The sequence below is a fragment of the Dyella sp. AtDHG13 genome (assembly GCF_003201105.1).
Taxonomy (GTDB): Bacteria; Pseudomonadota; Gammaproteobacteria; order Xanthomonadales; family Rhodanobacteraceae; genus Dyella; species Dyella jiangningensis_B.
This window is the reverse complement of record NZ_QICJ01000004.1, coordinates 238,499-261,874: the sequence shown is the minus strand read 5'-3', so window position 1 is coordinate 261,874 and position 23,376 is coordinate 238,499. Positions and strand designations below refer to the sequence as shown.

Sequence of the window (23,376 nt, the reverse complement as noted above, 5' to 3'; positions counted from 1 at the left end):
TTCCCATGCCCTTATTAGAAAAAGTCGTCATTGCCAACCGTGGTGAGATCGCGCTGCGCGTGCTGCGCGCCTGCCACAGCCTTGGCATCAAAACCGTGGCGGTGCACTCCACCGCCGACCGCAACCTCAAGCACGTCGGCCTGGCCGACGAGGCCATCTGCATCGGTCCCGCGCCGTCGGCCGACAGCTACCTCAACATCCCGCGCATCATCGCCGCGGCGGAGATCACCGACGCCCAGGCCATCCATCCGGGCTACGGCTTCCTCTCCGAACGCGCCGACTTCGCCGAACAGGTGGAGCAATCGGGCTTCATCTTCATCGGCCCCACCGCGGACGTGATCCGCCTGATGGGCGACAAGGTGGAAGCCATCCGCGCCATGAAGGCCGCCGGCGTGCCGTGCGTGCCCGGCTCGGGCGGCCCGCTCGGCGACAACGTCGACGAGAACATGCGCATCGCGCGCGACATCGGCTACCCGGTGATCATCAAGGCCGCCGGCGGCGGCGGCGGCCGCGGCATGCGCGTGGTGCGCACCGAGGCGCACCTGGGCAACGCCATCACCATGACCAAGCAGGAAGCGAAGGCCGCTTTCGGCAACGATCAGGTGTACATGGAGAAGTTCCTGGAGAATCCGCGCCACGTGGAAATCCAGGTGCTCGCCGACGGCCAGGGCCACGCCATCCACCTAGGCGAACGCGACTGCTCCATGCAGCGCCGCCACCAGAAGGTGGTGGAAGAAGCGCCCGCGCCAGGCATCACGCCGGAACTGCGCGAGCAGATCGGCAAGGTGTGTGTGGAAGCCTGCCTGCGCATCGGCTACCGCGGCGCCGGCACGTTCGAGTTCCTCTACGAGGACGGCCGCTTCTACTTCATCGAGATGAACACGCGCATCCAGGTGGAGCATCCGGTGACGGAACTGATCACCGGCATCGACCTGGTGCGCGAGCAGCTGCTGATCGCCGGCGGCGAGAAGCTCTCGATCCGCCAGGAAGACATCCAGATCCACGGCCACGCGATCGAATGCCGCATCAACGCGGAAGATCCGGACAGCTTCCTGCCCTCGCCGGGCACGGTGAAGCGCTTCGAAGCGCCGGGCGGCCCGGGCGTACGCGTGGACACGCACCTGTACGACGGCTACCGCATTCCGCCGAACTACGATTCGATGATCGGCAAGCTGATCGTGCACGGCCCGGATCGCGAAACCGCCATCGCGCGCATGCGCCTGGCGCTGGCCGAAACGGTCATCGAAGGCGTGAAGTGCAACATCCCGCTGCAGCAGCGCATCATGGCCGACGTCGGCTTCCAGCAGGGTGGACAGAACATCCACTACCTGGAAAAGCGCATGGCCGAGCAGAAGGAAAAGGCCGCCACCGGCGGCTGACGTGCAGCCGGCGAGCCGCGCATGCGGCTCGCCGGTTCGTTCGACGATGTCCGAACTGCTCACACTCCGCGAAGCCATCGACGCCATCACCGAGGCGTTCGACGAAGGCGACGGCTGGGATCGCTACGCGTGGGTGTATATTCGCGGCGCGATCACCGAACCAACCTGCCGCCTGTACCTTTCGCACGTTTCCGACGAAGACGATGCGCTGATCGGCGATCACGGCGAGGCGCTGCCGCCGTTCGCGGCGCAGCATCACCTGCGCCATTTCCTGGAAGCGGCGGATTTCGCCGAAGTGCTGTTCGTGCATCGCCGGCACCATGCTTCGTCTACGCTGGACGATCTGGCGCGTGCGCTGGATTACTACCGCAGGCACGATGGGTTTATGGGTGTGGCGCCGGAGGCGCTCTGAGCATCACAGATGCCTCCACTACTTTTCCTCACCGCCATTCACCCTCACCGTCATTCCCGCGAAAGCGGGAATCCAGTGTCTTTGCTCTTCCATTGCGTGGCAGAAAGGCGAAAGGCGCTGGATTCCCGCTTTCGCGGGAATGACGGTGAGGGATACACGGCTTGAGGAACATACGGAGGTTCGCCCCAAGCCCGCGCCACATCGGCGACAATGCGCCCCTACACCGCAGGAACCACCCATGCCCTGGCTCGAACTTTCCCTCACCATCCGCGCCGAACAGCAGCCTCGCGTCGAAGAAGCGCTGGACGATCTGGGCGCGCTATCCGTGACGCTGCAGGACGCGGATGCGGAAACGCCGGACGAACAGGCCATCTTCGAGCCGGGCGTGGGCGAGCTGCCGCTGTGGCCGACCATCACGCTCCAGGCGATATTCGAGGAGGGCACGGACCGGCGCGGCCTCGGCGAAGCGCTGGGCGACCTGCTGCCCTGGCTGGAGCCCGATCACATCCAGTTCCGCGATGTGGCCGACGAGGACTGGGAACGCGCGTGGATGGATCAGTTCAAGCCGATGCCGTTCGGCCGGCGCCTGTGGATTTATCCATGGAACATCGAGCCGCCGGCCGATGAGGACATCGTGGTGGTGCGGCTGGATCCGGGCCTCGCCTTCGGCAGCGGCACGCATCCCACCACCGCGCTGTGTCTTGCATGGCTGGACAGCCTGGATCTGAAGGGCAAGAGCGTCATCGATTTCGGCTGCGGCTCGGGCATTCTCGCCATCGCCGCGCTCAAGCTCGGCGCCGCCAGCGCCGTGGGCGTGGACAACGATCCGCAGGCGCTCACCGCGTCGGCGGACAACGCCGAGCGCAACGACGTGGCGGACCGTCTTGCGCTGTTCCTTCCGGAAGACCTCGTCGCATCGCCGGCCGACGTCTTCATCGCCAACATCCTGGCCGGCCCGCTCGGCGAACTGGCGCCCACCTTCGCCGCCGCCGCGAAACCCGGCGCGCCGTTTGCCATTTCCGGCATCCTGCAAGGCCAGGAAGACGAGCTGCTGGCGCGCTACGCCGAGTGGTTCGAGGAGTTGCGCGTGGATACCCAGGAGGACTGGGTGCGCATCAGCGGAAAGCGTCGCGGCTGAGCGACCGTTCACGATATCGGCAGGTGCGCGGGTGATTTGTCGTCGCCGGTGCACTAGGCTTGCCGTCGAACCCGATCACTACGGCCCTCATGTACGCCCAGTGCACCGAATGCCTCACCGTGTTCTCGCTGAATGCGGAAACGATTGCACGCGCGTGCGGTATCGTGGCGTGCGGGCATTGCAACGCGACGTTCGATGCACTGTCCAATCTCAGCGACCAGCTGCCGCCGGAGCCCTTCCAGCAGCTGCCCGCGTGGGAAAAAGGCGGCCAGCCACCGCGGCTGGATCTCGCCGTCTATCGGCCAGCGGCTGAGCCACCCGCCATCGCCGAAGCGCCTGTCGTGGTGCCCGCGCCGCGCGACCAGCTCGACGAGTTCGCCGACCTGGTGGTGGCGCCGCGTTTCGCACGGCAGCCTGAAAAGAAGCGTCGCTGGCCGTGGATCACCGCGTGCACCCTGTTGCTGCTCGCCTTGGGCGCGCAGGTGGCCTGGGCCAAGCGCGACGCGCTCATCGCCGACGACACCATCGGCCCGATGCTGCGCAGCGCCTGCTCCACGCTCGGTTGTCAGCTGCCGCTGGTGCAAGACACCACGCGGCTGACCATGGTGGCGCGCGACGTGCAGGCGCACCCTTCCGTGCCCGGCGCCTTGCTGGTCACCGCGAACCTGCGCAACGACGCGCCCTTCGCCCAGCCTTACCCGGTGGTGGCGATCACGCTGTCCGATGCCAATGGCAACAAGCTCGCCATGCGGCGCCTGCGCCCCACCGAATACCTCAGCGACAACGCCGTGCTGCGCAAGGGCATACCGCCCGGCGGCAGCGCCGCGTTGATGCTCGAAGTGGAAGACCCGGGCGGCAAGGCCGTGGCCTTCGAGTTCGGTTTCGAATAGCCATCCATTCGACGGGCAGCACGGGAAAAACCGGTGCCCGGCGCGGCGGTCGCTTTGCCGCTTTCGCAAAGGCACAGGTCGTGCCATCAACGCAAGTGCATGTCCATAGGACATTTTGTAGCTGAAGGTTTGTCTGCCTCCGACGAACCGGGTACTTAAAATTCTCGGCACGCGAGGGTACACTCCGTCCTTCGTCTTATGCTGCACCCGGCGTTCCATGCGAGCCGCCGCCCGCGGTATTGCCATAAACATTGCGGTGGCCTACGTAGCCGCCGTGTCAGAACGTGAGGGGAAATGCCCGTGAACGCCGTAAGACTGCCTGCCAGCGAGTCTCCGAAAGAGACTTCGTCGCAGAGCGCCTTGAGCGAATGCGTCAGCCGTACCGTCCGCCGTTATCTCGCCGACATCGGCGACACGGAGTGTGACGAGGGCCTGCACGCGCTCGTCATTCGCGAAGTCGAAGGCCCCCTCCTGCGCGAAGTGCTGGCCTGGCACGACGGCAACCAGAGCCGCGCCGCCGCGGTGCTCGGCATCAACCGGGCCACGCTGCGCAAGAAGCTGGCCGCGCACGGCCTGCTCTGAGGCGACACCGCTCGCTCGCGTAACGCAACGCGACGGACCGCAACGTGATGTTTCCCGCCTCGATCCGCGCCGCGCTTGCCGCCGACGAACCCCGCATCACCGACGTATGGGAAGCGGCGGTGCGCGCCACGCATGATTTTCTTGCCGAAGACGACATCGTCTTCTTCCGCTCCTTTCTGCCGCAGATCTTTGGACGGCTAAACGTGCGCGTGATCGAATGCGCCGGCCAGGTGGAAGGCTTTATCGCCACCAACGCACACCACGTCGAAGCCTTGTTCGTGAACCCCGCGCTGCACGGCCAGGGCCTGGGCCGGCGCCTGCTCGACGAGGTGATCGCCGAAGCGCCTTCGCGCCCGGCCTGGACCACCGACGTGAACGAGCAGAACCCTCGCGCGCTGCGTTTCTACCGGCGCTACGGCTTCGTGGAGATCGGCCGCTCGGAGCTGGATGGCAGCGGCCGTCCCTTTCCCCTCTTGCATCTGGTGCTCCGGGCCTAAGGACGGCCAAACCGCGCGGGCGGGACGCCTGGGTCTATAATTGAGGTCTTTCCCCCAAGGAACCTGCCTCATGTCCGCCGCGTCCCCGGCACCGATCCGCCGTGCCTTGCTTAGCGTCTCCGACAAACAGGGCCTGCTCGAGCTCGCCCGTCGCCTGTCCGCCAAGGGCGTGGAGCTGCTGTCCACCGGCGGCAGCGCCAAGGCGCTGCGCGACGCGGGCATTCCCGTGAAGGACGTGAGCGAACTCACCGGCTTTCCCGAAATCATGGACGGCCGCGTGAAGACGCTGCATCCGAAGGTGCACGGCGGCCTGCTCGGCCGTCGCGCCATCGACGCCGGTGTGATGACGGAACTGGACATCGCACCGATCGACCTGCTCGTGCTCAACCTCTATCCGTTCGAGCAGACTGTGGCCCGTCCGGACTGCACGCTGGAAGAGGCCATCGAGAACATCGACATCGGCGGCCCCGCCATGCTGCGTTCCGCCGCCAAGAACTGGAACGACGTGGGCGTGCTCACCTCGCCCGACCAGTACGATGAGGCGCTGGCGGAAATCGAGGCGCACGGCGGCCTGTCGCGCGCCACGCGCTTCAAGCTCGCCGTCGCCGCGTTCAATCGCGTGTCCAACTACGACGGCGCGATCAGCGACTATCTTTCCGCGCTCAAGCTCAACGACGAGTACGACGCCATCGCCGGCCACGACGCGTTCCCTGCGCAGGCCAACGGCCGCTTCGTGAAGCTGATGGATCTGCGCTACGGCGAAAACCCGCACCAGCAGGCCGCGTTCTACCGCGACCTGTATCCCGCGCCGGGCACGCTGGCCACGTTCCGCCAGCTGCAGGGCAAGGAACTCTCCTTCAACAACATCGCCGACTCCGACGCCGCGTGGGAATGCGTGCGCAGCTTCACCAAGCCGGCCTGCGTGATCGTCAAGCACGCCAACCCCTGCGGTGTCGCGGTGAGCCTGGACGGCATCGCCCGCGCCTATGACCTCGCCTACCAGACCGACCCCACCTCCGCTTTCGGCGGCATCATCGCGTTCAACCGTGTGGTGGATGCGGCCACGGCGAAATCCATCGTGGATCGGCAGTTCGTCGAAGTAGTGCTGGCGCCGGGCTACGAAGACGAAGCACTCAAGGTCTTCGCCAAGAAAGCCAACGTGCGCGTGCTCGAAATCCCGCCGCCGGCCGACGGCGACCTGGCCAAGGCGCATCCCGGCAACGACAGCCGCCGCGTGGGCTCGGGCCTGTTGATCCAGACCGCCGACCGCGCGATGGTCAAGGCCGAAGACCTGAAGATCGTCACCCAGCGCGCACCCACGCCCGCCGAGATCGACGACCTGATCTTCGCGTGGAAGGTGGCCAAGTACGTCAAGAGCAACGCCATCGTCTACGCGAAGAACCGCCAGACCATCGGCGTCGGCGCAGGCCAGATGAGCCGCGTGTACAGCGCCAAGATCGCCGGCATCAAGGCCGCCGACGAGAAGCTGGAAGTACGCGGCTCGGTGATGGCCTCCGATGCGTTCTTCCCGTTCCGCGACGGCATCGACGCCGCGGCGGCAGCGGGCATCAGCGCGGTGATCCAGCCCGGCGGCTCGATGCGCGACGCGGAGGTGATCGCGGCGGCCGACGAGCACGGCATGGCGATGGTGTTCACGGGCATTCGCCACTTCCGTCATTGATTGCGGTTGTTCCCTCTCTCTCTTTGGGGGAGGGTTGCGATGTTGCCGCTTCATGGCGGCAAACTTTGTTCACGATGAGATTGCCGCCTTTGCGTTGGTGAGGTGGCAATCACGCCTCACCACTTCATTCTTAGCCCGCCATTCCTACGAACCCCGCAAAAAGGGGAGACGCTTTCGCGGGATGACGGTGAGGGAACCGGCGTTGCTCCGGAGATTTTGAATAGGCTCCAGGGCAGGCGCTCCGCGCCTGCCGCGACGCAATGTGCCGCGCAGCGGCACGAGCCGTCGGCTTTGGACTTTGGGCTCTTGATCTTCCGGGTCCCCGTATGAGGCGGCGGGCGGGTGGAGATCAGGCCCCGCAGGGGTGCCTGGCAGGAGCCAGGCACTTTTCGTCGGGGCGGGATGCCCCGTCGAAAAGCCCGGAACCCGTCCGCGAACCTATCGGGCTTCAGCCCGATAGGCGCCTCATCCGGGGGGCCCTTCTCTTTGGTTACTTTCTCTTGGGCAAGCAAGAGAAAGTGACCCGGCCTCCGGCAAGAGGTCGGAACGCCCGCCGCGCAGGCGGCCGGATCGCGAAAGCGCTGGTAAAGAGCCGATTAGCTCTACGCGATAACCGGCCACTACCGAAACTGGATCCCGGCCTGCGCCGGGATGACGGTTCTTTTGAAGTGATGAGGCAAGAGTGGCCCCTCACCCCGACCCTCTCCCCAGAGGGGAGAGGGAGACATACCACGTACCTACAACCGCTCCGCCACGACAAACAAATCCACTTCAGCGCGCCACGCGCGCCTCGTCCCCCACCACATCACACTTCATCTCCACCGGCCGCGCCGCATACTTCCGCGCCAGCACCGCACACGTCATCAACTGGATCTGGTGGAACAGCATGATCGGTAACACGATCGTGCCCAGCGGATGTCCCGCGAACAGCACCTTCGCCATCGGCACGCCGCTGGCAAGGCTTTTCTTCGAGCCGCAGAACACGATGGTGATCTCATCCTCGCGGTTGAAGCCCAGCGCGCGCGAGCCATAGCGCGTCACCAACAACGCAATCGCCAGCAACACCGCATTCACCACCAGCAGGCCACCCAGCACCGGCAGCGGAATCTGCTTCCACAGGCCCTGCAGCACGGCCGCGCTGAAGGCGGTGTAGACCACCAGCAGGATCGAGCCCTGGTCGACGTACGACAGCAGCGCGCGATGGCGTTCCACCCAGCGGCCGATCCAGCGCTGCGCGATCTGCCCGGCAACGAACGGCACCAGCAACTGCAGCACGATGGCGCCGATGGAATCCCAGTTCATGCCGCCCTGCCCGTGCGACTCCAGCATCACGCCCACCAGCAGCGGCGTGATGAAGATGCCCAGCAGGCTAGAAGCGGACGCCGAACAGATCGCGGCGGGAACGTTGCCGCGCGCCATGGAGGTAAAGGCGATGGACGACTGCACCGTCGAAGGCAGCGTGCACAGGAACAACACGCCCAGATACAGCGAAGGCGTCACCAGCGGTTGCAGCAAGGGGCGCAGAGCCCAGCCCAGCAACGGGAACAGCACGAAGGTGCTGGCCAGCACGGTGAGGTGCAGGCGCCAGTGAGTCATGCCGGCGACCACCGCCTCGCGCGAGAGTTTGGCGCCGTGCAGGAAGAACAGCAGCGCGATGGCCAGGTCGGTAAGCACGTTGAACACGCTGGCCGTGGTGCCGCGGCAAGGCAGCAGGCTGGCCAGCAGCACTGTGACGATCAGGGCACAGGTGAAGCGATCGGGCAGGAAGCGACGCAGGAACATGGCCGTCGGAACACGCATCAGGGGAATGCGTCTATTGGACCGCCGGGACATTGATTAATCAAATCGTTTTATCTGATCTATTGATATCCTGTTTGCATGAATATCAGCCTGCGCCAGCTTCGCGCCTTTCTCGCGGTGGCCCGCCAGCAGCACTTTCGGCGGGCGGCGGAGAGCCTGCACCTGAGCCAGCCGGCGGTGAGCCGCTACATCGCCGACCTGGAAGCCGAGCTCGGCATTCGCCTGTTCGACCGCACCACGCGCGAAGTGGTGCCCACCGACGCCGGACGCTACCTGGAGAGCGCCATCGGCCGCGTGCTGGATGAACTGGAAGGCGTGCTGTCGCACGTGCACTCGGAAAGCGAGCGCAAGCGCGGCAAGGTGCACGTCGCCTCGGTGCCTACGCTCTCCGCAGGATTGATGCCCCAGTGCATTGCCGACTGCGCCGCCCGCTACCCCGAACTCACCATCCAGCTGCACGACCAGGCGCAGACGATGGTGCTGGACAGCGTGCGCGGCGGCGAGGTGGATTTTGGCGTGGCCATCGATCCGCCGCTCACCGGCGAGTTCGATATCCAACGATTGCTGCGCGATCCCTTCGTGCTGGTGTGCCGGCCCGATCATCCGCTCGCGAAGCTCGATCGCGTGCCCTGGCGCAAGTTGCAGGGGCAGCCGCTGATCCTGCTCGACTACTCCTCCGGAAGCCGCCGGCTGATCGACCACGCACTGGCGAGCCGCGGCATCGCGGCGAACGTGGTGCAGCAGACCGGACACACGCTCACCACCTTCCGCATGGTGGAAGCCGGCCTGGGCATCAGCGTCAGTCCCGCGCTGGCGCCGCCGCCGGCGACGCTGGTGACGCGTCCGCTCACGCCGCAGGAGAGTCGCGAGGTGGTGCTGATCAAGCGCCGGCAGCGCTCGCTGTCGCCACTGGCGACGCTGGTGTGGGAGCGGCTGCGCGCACTGACCGGTTCCGCGCCGGCGCCATAGGCACGATAGGCACACTCGCCGCTCACGCTTCGTTGAATGCCGCGCGCCTAGCCTTCGGCTTTTCCGTGAAGGTGTTCGTCATGCGCTACGAGCTTTACTACTGGACCGGCATCCAGGGCCGCGGCGAGTTCGTCCGCCTGGCGTTGGAAAACGCCCGCGCAAGCTACACCGACGTCGCCCGCATCGAGGGCGACCAGGCCATCATGCCGTTCCTGCGTGGCGAACATGCCGGCGCGTTGCCGTTCGCGCCGCCCTTCCTGCGCGCGGGCCGTCTGCTTATCGCGCAGACGGCGAACATCCTGGCCTTTCTCGCTCCGCGGCATGGGCTGATACCCGCCTCCAGCGCCAGCCAGATCTATGCGATGCAGCTGCAGCAGACTATCACCGATATCGTGGCCGAAGCGCACGACACGCATCATCCGATCGCGGTCGAGCAGTATTACGAGCAACAGCGCGCGGAAGCACGCAAGCGCTCGGCATCCTTCTGCGCGCAGCGCATACCGAAATACCTGGGTTATTTCGAGCAGGTGCTGGAACGCGGCGATGGACACCATGCCATCGGACGCAGGCATTCGTATGTGGACCTGTCGCTGTTCCAGCTGATGTCCGGGCTGGACTATGCCTTCCCCAACGCCATGAAGGGGCTGAGGCGCCGTACCGCGCGGCTGCGGGCGCTGCGCGATCGCGTGGCGGACCGACCGAACATCGCCGCTTACCTGGCGTCGGAGCGACGCATCCCATTCAACGAGGACGGCATCTTCCGCCACTACCCGGAGCTCGACGAGTCCTGAGTGTCAGAACACCGCGATGATCACGGCGCCGGCCACGATCAGCCCGCCGCCGATGGCCAGCGGCCAGCTGAGCTGCTCGCCCAGCAGCAGCACGCCGAGCACGATGGCGATGGCCACGCTGAGCTTGTCGATGGGCGCGACCTTGCTGACCGGCCCCAGCTGCAGAGCGCGGTAGTAGCACAGCCACGACAGGCCGGTGGCGACGCCCGAGAGCACGAGGAACACCCAGCTGCTCGCGGGCAACCCGGAGGGGCGCGCCCATTCGTTCCGCAGGCTGAGGATGCCGGCGGTCACCAGCAGGATCACGATGGTGCGGATGAAGGTGGCGAGGTTGGAGTTGATCCCCGCCACGCCCAGTTTGCCGAACAGCGCCGTGAGCGCGGCGAAGAACGCCGAGCCCAGCGCGAAGAGCAGCCAGCTCTCGCGCGGGTTCATGCCGGCTCCTTCGGCATCCGCATGGATGGCTTACTGGCCACCGTTGTCCTGGTCATTCGCCGGGCGGCTCTTGCCCCACTCCATGACCTTGTACATGACCGGCTTCACATGCTCGCCGGCCTGGTTCGTCCACGCGCCTTTCTGGTCGACCATGTAGGTCTGCGGAATGCCGCCCTTGGGCGTCACCACCACCATATAGACCTGGCCGCTGCGGCTGTATTCCTGGATGGTCTGGTCGCCCTCGGTGTGCACCTTCACCTGCGGCGGCGTGTTGCCGTTCGCGTCGCGCGGCTGGGCGTCCGAAGTGGCCGGCGTGCTGGTGGCCGGCTGGCTCAAGGGGGCGGCCGTATCGGCGGATACCTTGCCTGTCTTGGACGAGGACGAGGCGGCGGACTTGGCCGGTGCCTTGGGCGCCGGCGGGGGCGGCGTGGCGGTCACGCCGGGATCGTTCATGCCCGGCGGCGGCGGCGCGGGCGGAAACTGGCTGGGGGACGATTGCGCGAGCGCATTCGACGCGACGGCCACACCAAGAACAGCGAGCAGAACAACGGGTTTCATGATGACGGCCTCCTGTGGAAAAAGGAGCATAACAGCGCAGAACCGCATGGCTCGTGAAGCGGCCGTAGGCCCCGCCTGCCGTCATCGAAGGACGATGCGGCCCCCGCCTGAACGGAGAACGCCACATCCGGCACCGTGCGAGAATGCCCCATGGCCAAGCTCATTCTCATCGACGGTTCCTCCTACCTTTACCGCGCCTTCCACGCGCTCCCGCCGCTCACCAATTCGCAGGGCGAACCCACCGGCGCCCTGTTCGGCGTGGTGAACATGCTGCGCGCCACGCTCAAGGCGAAGCCCGACTACGTCGCCTTTGTCAGCGACGCGCCAGGGCCCACCTTCCGCAACCAGCTCTACGACCAGTACAAGGCGCACCGCCCGCCCATGCCGGACGACCTGCGCGCCCAGGTGGACCCCATGCTCGCCATCGTGGGCGCGCTGGGCTTTCCCATCCTGCGCGTGGATGGCGTGGAAGCGGACGACGTGATCGGCACGCTCGCCGAGCAGGCGCATGCGCAGGGCATCGAGGTGGAGATCTCCACCGGCGACAAGGATCTCGCGCAGCTGGTGCACCCGGGCGTGACCCTGGTGAACACCATGACCAACACCACCACCGACAGCGCGGGCGTGGTGGAGAAGTTCGGCGTCGAGCCCTCGCAGATCGTGGATTTTCTCTCGCTCACCGGCGATACCGTCGACAACGTGCCGGGCGTGCCCAAGTGCGGCCCGAAGACCGCGGCCAAGTGGCTGGCCGAGTACGGCTCGCTGGACAACCTGATGGCGAACGCCGACAAGGTTGGCGGCAAGATCGGCGAGAGCCTGCGCGCCGCGCTGCCGCAGCTGCCGCTGTCGCGCGCGCTGGTGACCATCAAGACCGACGTAGCGCTGGATCAGTCCGTCACCGGACTCAAGTTCCGCGAACGCCACGTCGAGCAGTTGCGCGAGCTGTACACGCGCTATGAGTTCAAGGCGGCGCTGAAGGACCTGGATGCCGAAACCAGCGGCACCGCCAACGCACCCGCCGCAGGCGATGCCGGCGCGCCGGCCGCTGCCACCAGCGCCGGCAAGGCGCAGGGCGCACTGCAGCCGCAAGCCCACACGCAAGACCTCTCGATGGCCGGCCAGTATGAACTGGTGACCACGCAGGCGCAGTTCGACGGCTGGCTGGCGAAGATCGCCACGGCGCCGCTGGTGTCCTTCGATACCGAAACCACCTCCATCGACTCGATGCAGGCGGACATCGTCGGCCTGAGCCTGTCGGTGGAACCGGGCCATGCCTGCTACGTGCCGCTGGCGCATGACTATCCGGGCGCGCCGGCGCAATTGCCGCGCGAGCACGTGCTCGCGGCGCTCAAGCCGTTCTTCGAGGACGCCAGCCGTCCCAAGATGGGCCAGCACGCCAAGTACGACATCAACATCCTGTCGAACTACGGCATCCGCCTGCAGGGCCTCAAGTACGACTCCATGCTGGAATCCTACGTGTGGAACGCCACGGCGACGCGGCACGACATGGATTCGCTGGCCAAGAAATACCTGGACGTCGACACCATCAAGTACGAGCAGGTGGCCGGCAAGGGCGCCAAGCAGATTCCGTTCTCGCAGGTGGACCTGGACACCGCCTGCCGCTACGCCGCCGAAGACGCCGACATCACGCTGCGCCTGCATCACGCGCTGTGGCCGAAGCTGGAAGGCGAGCCCACGCTGCGCTCGGTCTACGAGAACATCGAAGTCCCGTTGATTCCCGTGCTGGCCTCGATGGAGCAGCGCGGCGTGCTGATCGACGTCAACGAACTGCGCAAGCAGAGCCAGCAACTCGGCAAGCGCATGCTGGAACTGCAGCAGGAAGCCTGGAAGGGCGCGGGCCACGAGTTCAACCTGGATTCGCCCAAGCAACTGCAGGCGGTGCTGTTCGACGAGCTGGGCCTGCCGGTGAAGGTAAAGACGCCGACCGGACAGCCGTCCACCAACGAGGAAGCGCTGGAAGCCATCGCCGACGACCACGCGCTGCCGCGCCTGATCCTGGACTACCGCGGCCTCGCCAAGCTGCGCTCCACCTACACCGACAAGCTGGCGGAGATGGTCAATCCGCGCACCGGCCGCGTGCACACCAGCTACCACCAGGGCTCGGTGGCCACGGGGCGCGTGTCCTCGTCCGACCCGAACCTGCAGAACATCCCGATCCGCACCGAGGAAGGCCGCCGCATCCGCCAGGCCTTCGTGGCGCCGGAGGGCTGGGTGGTGCTGGCGGCGGACTACTCGCAGATCGAGCTGCGCATCATGGCCCACCTGTCCGGCGACGAAGGCCTGCTCAAGGCCTTCCACGAAGGCGGCGACGTGCACCGCGCCACCGCCGCCGAAGTGTTCGGCCTGCCGCCGGAAGAGGTCACCGCCAACCAGCGCCGCGCCGCCAAGGCGATCAACTTCGGCCTGATGTACGGCATGAGCGCCTTCGGCCTGGCCCGCCAGCTGGGCGTGGACCGCGGCGAAGCCAGCGACTACATGGCGCGCTACTTCGCCCGCTACCCGGGCGTGCACGCCTTCATGGAAGCCACCCGCCAGCAGGCCCACCGCGACGGCTACGTGGAAACGCTGTTCGGCCGCCGCCTGTACCTGGAGAACCTGACCTCCCGCAACCAGGCCCTGCGCGCGGGCGCCGAGCGTGCCGCCGTGAACGCACCCATGCAGGGCACGGCGGCCGACATCATCAAGCGCGCCATGATCGCCGTGCACGGCTGGCTGCAGACGCGCCCCGACGACGCCCACATGCTCATGCAGGTGCACGACGAACTGGTGTTCGAGGTGCGCAAGGACGTGGTGGACGAGGTGCGCGCGGGCGTCATCGAGCGCATGTCCGGCGCGGCGACGCTGTCCGTGCCGCTGCTGGTGGAGGCCGGCGTGGGCAGGAACTGGGACGAGGCGCACTGAGGGCGGGATCAAGGTCTCCTGAGCGGCGGCCGTTCCCCCACCGTCATCCCCGCGAAGGCGGGAGACGCTTTTCAACAGCCGAAGGCTGGTCATCCAGTGTCTTCAGGCCTTTCCGCAGTAAGTAAAGTCGCTGGATCCCCGCCTTCGCGGGGATGACGGTGAGGCAGGATGTTGGGTTTTCGTCAAATGAACGATGCCTGACCAAATTCGGCCTCGCGCGTGCAACTTTCGCCCGCTGGCGCGTTCTTAGTTACCGGATGCACGCAACGGCATCCGCGGGCTCGCCACCTCCCTGGACGAGCCCAAACCGGCCAGCGAACCTCTCCCCTGGGTTTCGCTGCCACCCCGGCCCCGAGGATTCCCCCCTAATCCTCGGGGCTTTTTTATGCCCGCGACGCCGGATGGCGGCATGAAAGGACAGCGAGCACTCAAGCGGCTAGGATTTGCGCCTACCAACCGTCGGATCACAGGGACCGCGGCCGGCACGGACTCAAGGGTCGCTGCGTGCAGATCAAGGGAAAAGTCACTTCATTCGATATCGCCCACCTGGCCGGGGTCTCCCAGTCCACGGTGTCGCGCGCGCTGCGCGGCAGTCCGCTGGTCAACGAGGAGACGCGCCGGCGCATCCAGGCGGCGGTCGATGAGCTGAACTACAAGGTCGACAAGAACGCCTCGGGGCTGCGCGCCAAGCACACCGGCACGTTGGCCCTGCTGCTGTTCGAGGACCCGACCGCCGACGAGTCGCACATCAACCCGTTCTTCCTGTCCATGCTGGGCTCCATCACCCGGGCCAGCGCGCAGCGCGGCTACGACCTGCTGATCTCCTTCCAGCAGTTCTCGCGGGACTGGCACGCCGACTACGCGGACAGCAAGAAGGCCGACGGCATCATCCTGCTCGGCTACGGCGACTACCTCGCCACCCGCGACAAGCTGCAGAAACTGGTGGACCAGGGCACGCGCTGCGTGCGCTGGGGCGCGGTGCTGCCCGACCAGCCCGATGTCTCCGTGGGCTGCGACAACGTCAGCGGCGGCCGCGAGGTCACCGCGCACCTGCTGGCGCAGGGTTGCCAGCGCATCGCCTTCCTGGGCGACGCCTCCAGCCACTATCCCGAGTTCTTCGACCGCTACCGCGGCTATGCCCGCGCGCTGAACGACGCCGGGCTGGATGCCGAACCGCTGCTGCAGGTGAACGCCGAGAGCACCGAGCAATCCGGCCACAACGCTGCCGAAACGCTGATCGCGCGCGGCGTGGCGTTCGACGCCGTGTTCGCCGCCAGCGACCTGATCGCCATCGGCGCCATGCGCGCGCTCGCCGCCCACGGCCTGAACGTGCCCGACGACGTGGCGCTGGCCGGTTTCGACGACATCCCCGCCGCCAGCTTCGTCAACCCGCCGCTGACCACGGTGCTGCAGGACACCCAGCTCGCCGGCGAGATCCTGGTCGACAACCTGCTGGCCCTGATCCGCGGCGAGCCGGCGGAAAGCGCGATGCTGCCGGCCAAGTTGATCGTGCGCAAATCCTCAAGAGCTAGAAACGAGTGAAGAGGAGTGAGAAGTGAGAGAAAGCATGGCGGCGCCGGCTCTTCTCTCACTCCTCTCAACTCACTCCTGGCTCTCCGCCACGCGCAGCGTGCACAGGCCGGCGATCACCAGGCTGGCGCCGCCCATCGCCAGCGCCCAGATAGGCTGGCCGTGGAAGAACAGGCGCAGCAGCAGGCCCAGCACGCTGGCGGCCATCAGCTGCGGAATGACGATGAAGAAATTGAAGATGCCCATATAGACGCCCATCTTCGTCGCCGGAAGGTTGTCCGACAGCAGCGCATACGGCAGCGACAGGATCGACGCCCACGCAAAGCCCACGCCCACCATCGACAGCAGCAGCCAGTGCGGGTCGCGGATCACCAGGAATGACAGCAGGCCCGCACCGCCCAGCCAGCAGTTGGCGAGATGGCTGGTGCGCAAGCCCCAGCGCCGCACCATCCACGGAATCACCGCGGCGGCGACGGCCGCAAAACCGTTGTACGCGCCGAACAGCACACCCACCCAGTTCGCGCCTTCGTTGTAGAGCGCCGAATGCGTGTCGGTGGTGCCGTAGTGCACCGACGTCACTGCGGCCGTGGTGTAGATCCACAGCGCGAACAGCGCGAACCACGAGAAGAACTGCACCACGGCGAGACGGCGCATGGTTTCGGGCATGCCGTAGAGATCGCCCATCACCTGCCGCAACATGCCGCGCGTGCGCGCCACCGACAGCCACGAGAACAGCGCGCCGAACAGCACCAGCCCGCCGCCCAGCAGGTAGAGCTCCTTCTCCAGCGCGTAGTGCCAGATGACCGCCAGCAGGGCGATACCTGCCACGATCAGCGCAACACCGGAGCGCCATGCACCCGAGACGTCCGTCTCGCCGGTATCCGTGGGGCTATCGGTAAAGGCTTCCAGCTCCCCCGGCGGATACTCCCGCGTGGTGAGCACCGTCCACAGCACCGAACCCAGCAGCACCACGCCGCCCAGGTAGAACGCGTACTTCACCGTGTGGGGAATGGCGCCCTCGTCCGCCACGTTGCTCACGCCCAACTTGGCAAGCAGCCAGGGCAGCAGCGAGGCCACCACCGAGCCCAAGCCGATGAAGAAGCTCTGCATGGCGTAGCCCTGCGGACGCTGGCGCGGCGGCAGCTGGTCGCCCACGAAGGCGCGGAACGGTTCCATCGACACGTTGATCGACGCATCCATGATCCACAGCAGGCCCGCCGCCACCCACAGCACGGGCGAGTTGGGCATGCACAGCAGGGCCAGCGTGGTGAGCACGGCGCCGATCAGGAAATACGGCCGCCGCCGGCCCAGGCGCGTCCAGGTGCGATCCGACAGGTAGCCGATCACCGGCTGCACCAGCAGGCCGGAGAACGGCGCAGCGATCCACAGCGCGGGGATGTCGCCGACGTCCGCGCCCAGGGTCTGGAAGATGCGGCTGACGTTCGCGTTCTGCAGCGCAAAGCCGAACTGGATGCCCAGGAAACCGAAGCACATGTTCCAGATCTGCCAGAACGAGAGTTCGGGCTTGCGTGTCATGGCGCGGAAGCACCCTTGGGCGCGGGCGACACGCGCATGGCGTCGACCGCCGCCTCGTTCACCGGGCCGGTGGCACCGCCCTGTTCGCCGGTGTAACGCGCGTTGTGGCGCAGGTCACTCATGTTGAACCCCTGATCCAGACGGAAGCGGCAAAGCGCCCCCGCCTGCGCCGTGAAGGTGGCCGTGGTGGAGCGTTGCATGCCCACACTATGCGGCATCACGACGGCCACGCGCTGTGGCGCTGCACCATCGCACGCGACGTCGAGCAATTTCACCGCGGCCGTCACGCCGGTGTTGATGGGGCCGTGATCATTGGCGTAGTCGAACGAGACGTCATAGCGGCCGCCCTTCGCCGCCTTCCATTCCCACGGTCCCTGCCCCGCGATGCGCGCTTCCTCGCCCTTGCAGGTCGGCAGGCTCGGCAGCGATTCAAGGCCGCCCTCGCCCACGCGCGTGAGCTGGAAGCACTGGCGCGTCGCGCCCTTGGGCACGGTCAGGCTGCCGTCGATGGGGCCAATGCGCTGGCCGTCGAGATACAGCACGCCCTTGCCGGCAAAACTCACCTGCCAGCCCTTGGCCGTGTCCGCCACGGCCGGCGCATCCGGCATGTCGGGACCGAACAATGGCGCGCCGGTGCGCAACGGCTTCGCGCCCGACTGGATGGCCTTCAACTGGACGATGGTTTCGTTGCCCTCGCGGTGCTGCGCCTGCGCCACCAGCAGATCGCCATCGGCCTTCGCCGGCCGCAGCAGCGTGATGCGTCGATCGCCGAGGTCCAGCGTGATCTTGGCCTGATCGCCGAACAGCGGCGCGAGCCACGAGCTGGGCAGTTTCGGATCGATGCTGCCATCGCCACCCAGGCCGAACACGCCGGTGACGACCATGTCGAGATAGCCCGCCACCGACCACAGCTGGCGCGGCGAATTCACCACCGGGCCGCTGAGCTTGCCCTCGTCGACGTGCACCGCCTGCGAGACCAGCTCGTAGTTCTCCATGTTGGAGGCAGCGAGCGCCGCGCCGCGCAGCAGCGAATCCATCTCGAGCGCGATGCGCGGCGCATCGTTCACCGTGCGCGCGGCGCGCAGCGAGTACGCGCTTACGAACGGCCAGATGGCGCGGTTGTGATACACCGGCTGGTCCTTGCGTTCCGGCCAGATCACCGGGCTTCCGGCCGGCCAGGCGGGATAGTTCGCCAGCGTCTGCTTCGCCTTCGCCGCATCGGCCACGCCGCTGGTCACCGCCAGTGCGATGCCGAGCAGGTCATAGCTGTCCACCGGCATCGCGCCCGGCCCGATGTAGCTCATGTACATGCTGCGATCGGCGCGCCAGAAATGCGTGTTGATCGCCTGCTTCAATGCCTGCGCCTGCGCGCGATAGTCCTTCGCTGAAGGATCGTGACGCTGCTCCGCCATCTGCGCGGCGAGCTGCAGCGCCTGGTAGTGCAGCACGTTGGTGGACAGCGCGAAGGATTCGCCGATATAGCGCACGTCCTTCTCGGTCCACGCGGGATAGGTCTGCTCGCGCCAGTCGAGGAACGAGGTCTCGCCGCGATACAGCCCCAGCGCAGGATCGAACACATACAGGCGATCCTGCGCCAGCGTGTCCTTCAGCGCCGTCCAGGTGTCGTCGGCAAAGGCCTTGTCGTCGAGCAGATGACGCGCACCGAGGAACCACACCACGCGATCGGTGCTGATTGGCCAGCTGCCGCCGGAGCCCGTGTCCTGCATCACGTACAGGCCCTGCGGCTGCGACGGCTCGCGCACGTCGGACAGCTTGAAGCGCAGGGACTGGCGCGCACGATCCGGATCCATGCGCCATAGCGCCAAGTCGATGGAGTAGGACAGATCACGCGTCCACACATACGGCCACTTCTCGCCGGTGGCGAAGCAGTGGCACGGGATGTCCTTGCCGTGGTCGTAGGCGCCATCGCGGATGGCGGACACGGCATCGTGCGCCAGGTCATCCTGCGCCATCGCGAACAGGCCGTCGAACAGCGGACTTGCCGTGTGGACGGTGAGCTTCTGCGCGGCGATGGCGCGATCGCCCGCCGGTGCGTGCAGCACGAAGCCGCCATCGGCCTGCGCGCTCATGCTGGCCGAGCGACCGTTCCACTGGATGTCATCGTGCGCGCCGATCACGCTGGCGTGCGCGCCGGAGGCCATCGCCAGTGCGCAGGCGAGCGCAAGCCGCTTGCGCGCGCTCACGGCTGCACCGCCGCGGTGTCGATATGGATGTCCCTGGCCTGTCCCGACAGCAGCTTCACGTACGTCACCTCTCCGAATCGATCATGGCCGCGCGCCCAGCCTTCCGTCGCGGACGCGCGCAGGGCATCGACGGTGCCCAAATCCGGCAACGGCTTGCCATGCGCCGTCACCGCCTTGCCCCGCTCGCCATGGAAAGCCAGCACGTAATCATGCAACGCCGGCTTGTAGCTTCCCACCGCCGCGCCGGCCTTGAAGGCCACGCCACCGGCGTCGCGCTGCACGGAAAGCCTTTGCAGGACATAGGCGCCCTTCTCGTAGCCGTAGGTGTCGCCGTCATCGTCGTACATATCGAACACGGTTTCGGCACGGGAGGAAAACACCTGCACGTCCAGCGACGTCACCGGCTGCTGGCCGACGTAATCCATCACCGGCTGCTGCGGGATGATGGCGCCCTCGCGCACGAACAGCGGGATATCGCTCCAGTTCGTCGCATCGACCGCGAGCGTGATCTCCTGCCCGCCGTCGTACGCCTTGGCATCGAACCAGTTGATCCAGCGGCCCTGCGGCAGGCGCAGGCGCTTGGTGGTCTGCCCCTGTTCCACCACCGGCGACACCAGCAGATAGTCGCCGAACATCCAGGCGTCGATGCGATCCCGCTGCGCCGGATCGTTCGGATAGGCGAACTGCAGCGGACGCACCAGGCCCACGCCATCGGCATGCGCGTGGTACTCGTAGCTGTAGATGTACGGGATCAGCGAGTAGCGCAGGCGGATCGCCTCCGTCGCAGCCTTCTCAGCGACCGGGCCATACACCCAGGGCTGGCGCTTCTGGCCGAAATCGCCATGCACGCGGAACACCGGCGTAAAGGCGCCGAACTGGATCCAGCGCGCGTAGTTCTCGTCGGTGGGACGCGGCGCCTTGAAGCCACCGCCGTCCATGCCCCAATGCATCGCGCCCACGTCGAACGCGGCGAGCATGCGCTGGCGTTGCGCCGCCATGCTGGCGAAGCCGCTCTGGATATCGCCCGACCACACGCCATAGGCGTAGCGCTGCGCACCCAGGTAGTAGTTGCGGTTGATCGACCACACGCGCTGGTCGCTGATGGCGCGCTGGCCATCGTACATCGCGCGTTGCATGTTGAGGAATTGCGTATCGACGCCGCTGTCGTCGGCTTCGTCGTTCCACCAGCCGACAATGCCGGTCTCGAAGGAATGCTTCAGCGCATCGTTGAAGAACCACGCGCGCACTTCCGGCTTGTCGAAGTCCACGTCGCGCACGGGCTTGTGCGAGAAGTAGTCGGGCGCTTCCTTCGACTGCGCCAGCCAGTAGCCGCGCGCGGTGGCCTCGCGACCTTCCACCGTGTTCACGTGCAGGCGCGGCTTCATGATGCCGGTCATGTGCATGCCGCGCGCATCCATCATCTGCTTGAGCTTGCCGTCGGCGCCATCCGGGAACTTGTCGTTGTTCCAGCGGAATTCGCCCATGTCCTCGCCCCACGCCTTCCAGTCGAAGTCGAAGGTGAAGTTATCGATGGGAATATGTTTGGAACGATAGGTGTCGACCAGTTCGAGCGCTTCCTTCTGGTCGATGCCCCACTGGCTGTTGGTGAAACCCATGGCCCACTTGGGGAACATGGGCGCCGCACCGCTGAGCTGGCGCACCTGCGCAAACAACGCGCCGGGTTCGCCGGCCAGCAGATAGATGGTTTGCACCGGCTGTTTAGCCTCGATGCGTATCTCGGTCGGCGAAAGATCGAAGCGCGCCGGCTCCGCATCGGCCAGCACGCCGTAACCCGCCGTGCTCCACACGAACGGCGCGCCAGTGTGGCCTTGCTTGCCGGCCGTGGCGATCTGCCTGCCCTGGCGCAGCAGGTTGCCGGTGGCCGCGTCGAAGGCATTGAGTCCGCCAATGCCGTACTGCGGATCGTCCTTGGCGTGCCGCAGCGTCCAGCGGCCGGCGGCGGCGCGCGAAAGGTCGGCGCTGAGCAACAGATGGCCGCTGGCGTCCTCCACCTTCAGTTCCGCATGACGGGGATTCCAGCGCGCGACCAGCGCGCTCGAGCGCAGAATCTGCTCCTCGCCTTGCGTCTCCCGCTTCACCTCGACCGGATCGAAACTGGCCTGCTCATCGATCACCGGCGTGGCGGGCTCGCGCGTGCCGTCGACCCGCAGCTGGACGATGCCCGGCGCCAGCAGGCGCAGCTCCAGCCTGCCCTTGGGCAGGTTGAGCTCCATGCGGTCGGCGCTGGCGTCGCTGTGCGTCGCCAATGCCGCCGGCGCGGCGGTCAGGGCGGACAGCAAGGCCAGCGCGAGCAGCCTCGCGCGCATCAGTGCAGCACCACGGTGCTGTAGGCGGGAAGGCTGAGGCTGCCGCTATCCAGCGCGGCCTGCGGCTTGGTGGTCATGAGCACGGCGGTGTCCTTGGGCAGGAGATCCGCCTTAGGTTTCCACACCACGGCCTTGCCGGAAAGGTTGTGCACCACCAGCAGCTTCTGCTTGCCATCGTTGCGCCAGTACGCAACCACGCTCGGCTTGCCGGTGGCGAGCACGGTGAGGTCGCCGTCGCGCAGTGCGCTGTTCTGCGCGCGCCAGCCGATCAGGGTGCGATACGTGTTGTACAGCGAGTTCGGATCGTCCTGCTCGGCCTGCACGGACACCGCGCCGCCCTGGTTCACGCTGGACGGTTTCCAGCGCGACTCGCCCGGGCCGGGATCGCGCGTCCAGCGCATCGGCTCGCGCAGGTTCTCGTCCGGTTTCTTGCCTTCCATGCCCAGCTCTTCGCCGTAGTAGATGTACGGCCGGCCCGGCAGCGTCAGCAGCATCGCCGCTGCCATGCGCATGTGGTCGAGGTTGCCGTTGAGGCGGCTCATCACGCGTTCCTGGTCGTGGTTGGACAGGAACGTGGAGTCGATGTGTGGCGTGTCACCCGCCACCTTGTAGTCGTCGTAAGTGTCCTTGAGCAGTTGGGCTAGCTTGCCGGCCTTCTCGCCCTTGGCGCTGACGATCAACTGCTCGGCCAGCGGGAAATCGAAGATCGAACCCAGCGGCTTGAGGTACGGCGCCAGCTCCTTGGGCGAGGTGGCGCTCACCTCGCCGACCAGGGTCACTTTCGGGTTCGTCTTTGCCAGCGCGTCGTGGTACTGGGTCCACCATTCCACGTTCTTGCGCAATGCCTCGGCGCTGTGCACGTCCGACTTGAAGTCGACGTAGATGTGCTTGGCCGCATCCAGGCGGAAACCGTCGACGCCCTTGCCCAGCCAGTACTGGCCGACCTTGATCATCTCGGCGCGCACGGCCGGATTGTCGTAGTTGAGGTCGGGCATGTGGCCGCCGAAGTCGCCGATGTACCAGCCGTCGTCCGCGGCGTGCCAGATCGGCGTGTCGGTGGCGCTGAGCGCCGCGAGGTTCGGCTGCTTGGGCGTCCAGGTGTACCAGTCGCGATGCGCGCCGTTCGCCTTTCGCGCATCGATGAACCACGGATGCTCGTTGCTGGTGTGGTTGATCACCATGTCCATGGTCACCGCGATGCCGCGCTTGTGCGCCTCGGCGACCAGCTTCTCCAGGTCGGCCGTGGTGCCGTACTGCGGGTTGATGCCGTAGTAGTCGGTGATGTCGTAGCCGTGGTAGCTCGGCGAGCTGTTGATCGGCATCAGCCAGATGCCGCTGATGCCCAGCGACTTCAGGTAATCGAGCTTTGCCGTGACGCCGTTGAGGTCGCCGATGCCGTCGCCATTGGTGTCGTACCAGGCGCGCACGAAGATTTCGTAATAGACGCCCGAAGACGCCTGCGTGTTCGCAGCGGGTACCGCAGCGGCTTCGGCGGCGCTTGCGGGTGGCGTGCCCGCGCCAAGTGCGAGGGACAGGGCGAGCGCGAGAGTGCTGAACAGGCGATTCCGGGACATGCTGTGCTCCATTCGAAGGCCGCAGGCCTATCGACGGAACGGTACACCGGAACGCGGATTTCGCATCGGACCGGAAACCGCCACGCCGGGCCTCGCGAGGTGTATGCCATGCCGGAAGGCCCGGCACGGCCGCAAAAGCATCGCGCCGGCC

18 protein-coding genes are annotated in these 23,376 nt (G+C 66.5%); 11 read left to right on the top strand and 7 right to left on the bottom strand.

Features of this window, described 5'->3' with window-relative positions; genetic code table 11:
• Nucleotides 1-5: 5 nt before the first annotated feature.
• From accC to purH, 7 genes are all read left to right on the top strand, one after another.
• Nucleotides 6-1,379: an acetyl-CoA carboxylase biotin carboxylase subunit gene (accC, locus tag BDW41_RS09590; protein WP_074548254.1), complete on the top strand. Its 1,374-nt coding sequence runs from the start codon at nucleotides 6-8 to the stop codon at nucleotides 1,377-1,379.
• Between the two features lie 46 nt (nucleotides 1,380-1,425).
• Complete coding sequence (locus BDW41_RS09585; protein WP_146217337.1) at nucleotides 1,426-1,791, top strand: hypothetical protein; 366 nt, start codon at nucleotides 1,426-1,428, stop codon at nucleotides 1,789-1,791.
• Nucleotides 1,792-2,029: 238 nt separating this feature from the next.
• Entirely contained in the window at nucleotides 2,030-2,929 is a 900-nt protein-coding gene (prmA, locus tag BDW41_RS09580; protein WP_074548250.1) for a 50S ribosomal protein L11 methyltransferase, read from the top strand.
• A gap of 89 nt (nucleotides 2,930-3,018) precedes the next feature.
• On the top strand, nucleotides 3,019-3,819 hold the full coding sequence (locus BDW41_RS09575; protein ID WP_074548248.1) for a DUF3426 domain-containing protein: 801 nt from the start codon (nucleotides 3,019-3,021) through the stop codon (nucleotides 3,817-3,819).
• Nucleotides 3,820-4,113: 294 nt separating this feature from the next.
• A complete protein-coding gene (locus BDW41_RS09570) occupies nucleotides 4,114-4,401 on the top strand; it encodes a helix-turn-helix domain-containing protein (protein WP_046970233.1) in 288 nt (95 codons plus the stop codon).
• A 47-nt stretch (nucleotides 4,402-4,448) separates the two neighbouring features.
• The gene (locus BDW41_RS09565) at nucleotides 4,449-4,898 is read left to right on the top strand and encodes a GNAT family N-acetyltransferase (protein ID WP_074548247.1); all 450 of its coding nucleotides are present in this window, start codon (nucleotides 4,449-4,451) and stop codon (nucleotides 4,896-4,898) included.
• A 70-nt stretch (nucleotides 4,899-4,968) separates the two neighbouring features.
• A complete protein-coding gene (gene purH, locus BDW41_RS09560) occupies nucleotides 4,969-6,579 on the top strand; it encodes a bifunctional phosphoribosylaminoimidazolecarboxamide formyltransferase/IMP cyclohydrolase (protein WP_074548245.1) in 1,611 nt (536 codons plus the stop codon).
• Nucleotides 6,580-7,350: 771 nt separating this feature from the next.
• Here the strand turns inward: purH and BDW41_RS09555 are convergent.
• Entirely contained in the window at nucleotides 7,351-8,361 is a 1,011-nt protein-coding gene (locus BDW41_RS09555) for a bile acid:sodium symporter family protein (protein WP_074548243.1), read from the bottom strand.
• A 96-nt stretch (nucleotides 8,362-8,457) separates the two neighbouring features.
• On the opposite strand from BDW41_RS09555, the gene BDW41_RS09550 reads away from it, so the two are divergent.
• Both BDW41_RS09550 and BDW41_RS09545 read left to right on the top strand, forming a co-directional pair.
• Nucleotides 8,458-9,348 carry a LysR family transcriptional regulator gene (locus tag BDW41_RS09550; protein ID WP_074548241.1) on the top strand — a complete coding sequence of 297 codons (891 nt, stop codon included), beginning with the start codon at nucleotides 8,458-8,460 and terminating at the stop codon, nucleotides 9,346-9,348.
• Between the two features lie 80 nt (nucleotides 9,349-9,428).
• Nucleotides 9,429-10,139 carry a glutathione S-transferase gene (locus BDW41_RS09545; RefSeq protein WP_074548508.1) on the top strand — a complete coding sequence of 237 codons (711 nt, stop codon included), beginning with the start codon at nucleotides 9,429-9,431 and terminating at the stop codon, nucleotides 10,137-10,139.
• Nucleotides 10,140-10,142: 3 nt separating this feature from the next.
• Here BDW41_RS09545 and BDW41_RS09540 read toward each other — a convergent pair whose 3' ends face one another.
• Complete coding sequence (locus BDW41_RS09540; protein WP_074548239.1) at nucleotides 10,143-10,574, bottom strand: EamA family transporter; 432 nt, start codon at nucleotides 10,572-10,574, stop codon at nucleotides 10,143-10,145.
• A gap of 30 nt (nucleotides 10,575-10,604) precedes the next feature.
• On the bottom strand, nucleotides 10,605-11,132 hold the full coding sequence (locus BDW41_RS09535; RefSeq protein WP_074548506.1) for a DUF2782 domain-containing protein: 528 nt from the start codon (nucleotides 11,130-11,132) through the stop codon (nucleotides 10,605-10,607).
• A 150-nt stretch (nucleotides 11,133-11,282) separates the two neighbouring features.
• Here BDW41_RS09535 and polA point away from each other — a divergent pair, with 150 nt between their 5' ends.
• A complete protein-coding gene (polA, locus tag BDW41_RS09530) occupies nucleotides 11,283-14,054 on the top strand; it encodes a DNA polymerase I (RefSeq protein ID WP_074548237.1) in 2,772 nt (923 codons plus the stop codon).
• A 510-nt stretch (nucleotides 14,055-14,564) separates the two neighbouring features.
• Complete coding sequence (locus BDW41_RS09525) at nucleotides 14,565-15,596, top strand: LacI family DNA-binding transcriptional regulator (protein ID WP_074548504.1); 1,032 nt, start codon at nucleotides 14,565-14,567, stop codon at nucleotides 15,594-15,596.
• A gap of 60 nt (nucleotides 15,597-15,656) precedes the next feature.
• Here the strand turns inward: BDW41_RS09525 and BDW41_RS09520 are convergent, their stop codons facing one another.
• The 4 genes from BDW41_RS09520 to BDW41_RS09505 are packed head-to-tail and all read right to left on the bottom strand — an operon-like array spanning nucleotide 15,657 to nucleotide 23,225.
• Nucleotides 15,657-17,120: an MFS transporter gene (locus tag BDW41_RS09520; RefSeq protein ID WP_074548235.1), complete on the bottom strand. Its 1,464-nt coding sequence runs from the start codon at nucleotides 17,118-17,120 to the stop codon at nucleotides 15,657-15,659.
• Nucleotides 17,117-19,282: a Six-hairpin glycosidase-like protein gene (locus BDW41_RS09515; RefSeq protein ID WP_074548502.1), complete on the bottom strand. Its 2,166-nt coding sequence runs from the start codon at nucleotides 19,280-19,282 to the stop codon at nucleotides 17,117-17,119. Before BDW41_RS09515 ends, BDW41_RS09520 begins: the two co-directional genes overlap by 4 nt.
• Nucleotides 19,283-19,320: 38 nt before the next feature.
• Nucleotides 19,321-21,651, bottom strand: coding sequence for a TIM-barrel domain-containing protein (locus BDW41_RS09510; protein WP_074548233.1), 2,331 nt, complete (start codon nucleotides 21,649-21,651; stop codon nucleotides 19,321-19,323).
• Nucleotides 21,651-23,225 carry an alpha-amylase family glycosyl hydrolase gene (locus BDW41_RS09505; RefSeq protein ID WP_074548231.1) on the bottom strand — a complete coding sequence of 525 codons (1,575 nt, stop codon included), beginning with the start codon at nucleotides 23,223-23,225 and terminating at the stop codon, nucleotides 21,651-21,653. Before BDW41_RS09505 ends, BDW41_RS09510 begins: the two co-directional genes overlap by 1 nt.
• Nucleotides 23,226-23,376 lie beyond the last annotated feature (151 nt).

Bases quoted from the DNA above. Each gene is read 5' to 3' on its own strand.
- accC (WP_074548254.1), top strand. From the start codon at position 6: ATGCCCTTATTAGAAAAAGTCGTCATTGCCAACCGTGGTGAGATCGCG.
- BDW41_RS09570 (WP_046970233.1), top strand. From the start codon at position 4,114: ATGCCCGTGAACGCCGTAAGACTGCCTGCCAGCGAGTCTCCGAAAGAG.
- BDW41_RS09505 (WP_074548231.1), bottom strand. From the start codon at position 23,225: ATGTCCCGGAATCGCCTGTTCAGCACTCTCGCGCTCGCCCTGTCCCTC.
- BDW41_RS09545 (WP_074548508.1), top strand. From the start codon at position 9,429: ATGCGCTACGAGCTTTACTACTGGACCGGCATCCAGGGCCGCGGCGAG.
- BDW41_RS09510 (WP_074548233.1), bottom strand. From the start codon at position 21,651: ATGCGCGCGAGGCTGCTCGCGCTGGCCTTGCTGTCCGCCCTGACCGCC.
- BDW41_RS09540 (WP_074548239.1), bottom strand. From the start codon at position 10,574: ATGAACCCGCGCGAGAGCTGGCTGCTCTTCGCGCTGGGCTCGGCGTTC.
- prmA (WP_074548250.1), top strand. From the start codon at position 2,030: ATGCCCTGGCTCGAACTTTCCCTCACCATCCGCGCCGAACAGCAGCCT.
- BDW41_RS09550 (WP_074548241.1), top strand. From the start codon at position 8,458: ATGAATATCAGCCTGCGCCAGCTTCGCGCCTTTCTCGCGGTGGCCCGC.
- BDW41_RS09535 (WP_074548506.1), bottom strand. From the start codon at position 11,132: ATGAAACCCGTTGTTCTGCTCGCTGTTCTTGGTGTGGCCGTCGCGTCG.
- BDW41_RS09575 (WP_074548248.1), top strand. From the start codon at position 3,019: ATGTACGCCCAGTGCACCGAATGCCTCACCGTGTTCTCGCTGAATGCG.
- purH (WP_074548245.1), top strand. From the start codon at position 4,969: ATGTCCGCCGCGTCCCCGGCACCGATCCGCCGTGCCTTGCTTAGCGTC.
- BDW41_RS09565 (WP_074548247.1), top strand. From the start codon at position 4,449: ATGTTTCCCGCCTCGATCCGCGCCGCGCTTGCCGCCGACGAACCCCGC.
- BDW41_RS09585 (WP_146217337.1), top strand. From the start codon at position 1,426: ATGTCCGAACTGCTCACACTCCGCGAAGCCATCGACGCCATCACCGAG.
- BDW41_RS09515 (WP_074548502.1), bottom strand. From the start codon at position 19,282: ATGGCCTCCGGCGCGCACGCCAGCGTGATCGGCGCGCACGATGACATC.
- BDW41_RS09555 (WP_074548243.1), bottom strand. From the start codon at position 8,361: ATGTTCCTGCGTCGCTTCCTGCCCGATCGCTTCACCTGTGCCCTGATC.
- polA (WP_074548237.1), top strand. From the start codon at position 11,283: ATGGCCAAGCTCATTCTCATCGACGGTTCCTCCTACCTTTACCGCGCC.
- BDW41_RS09520 (WP_074548235.1), bottom strand. From the start codon at position 17,120: ATGACACGCAAGCCCGAACTCTCGTTCTGGCAGATCTGGAACATGTGC.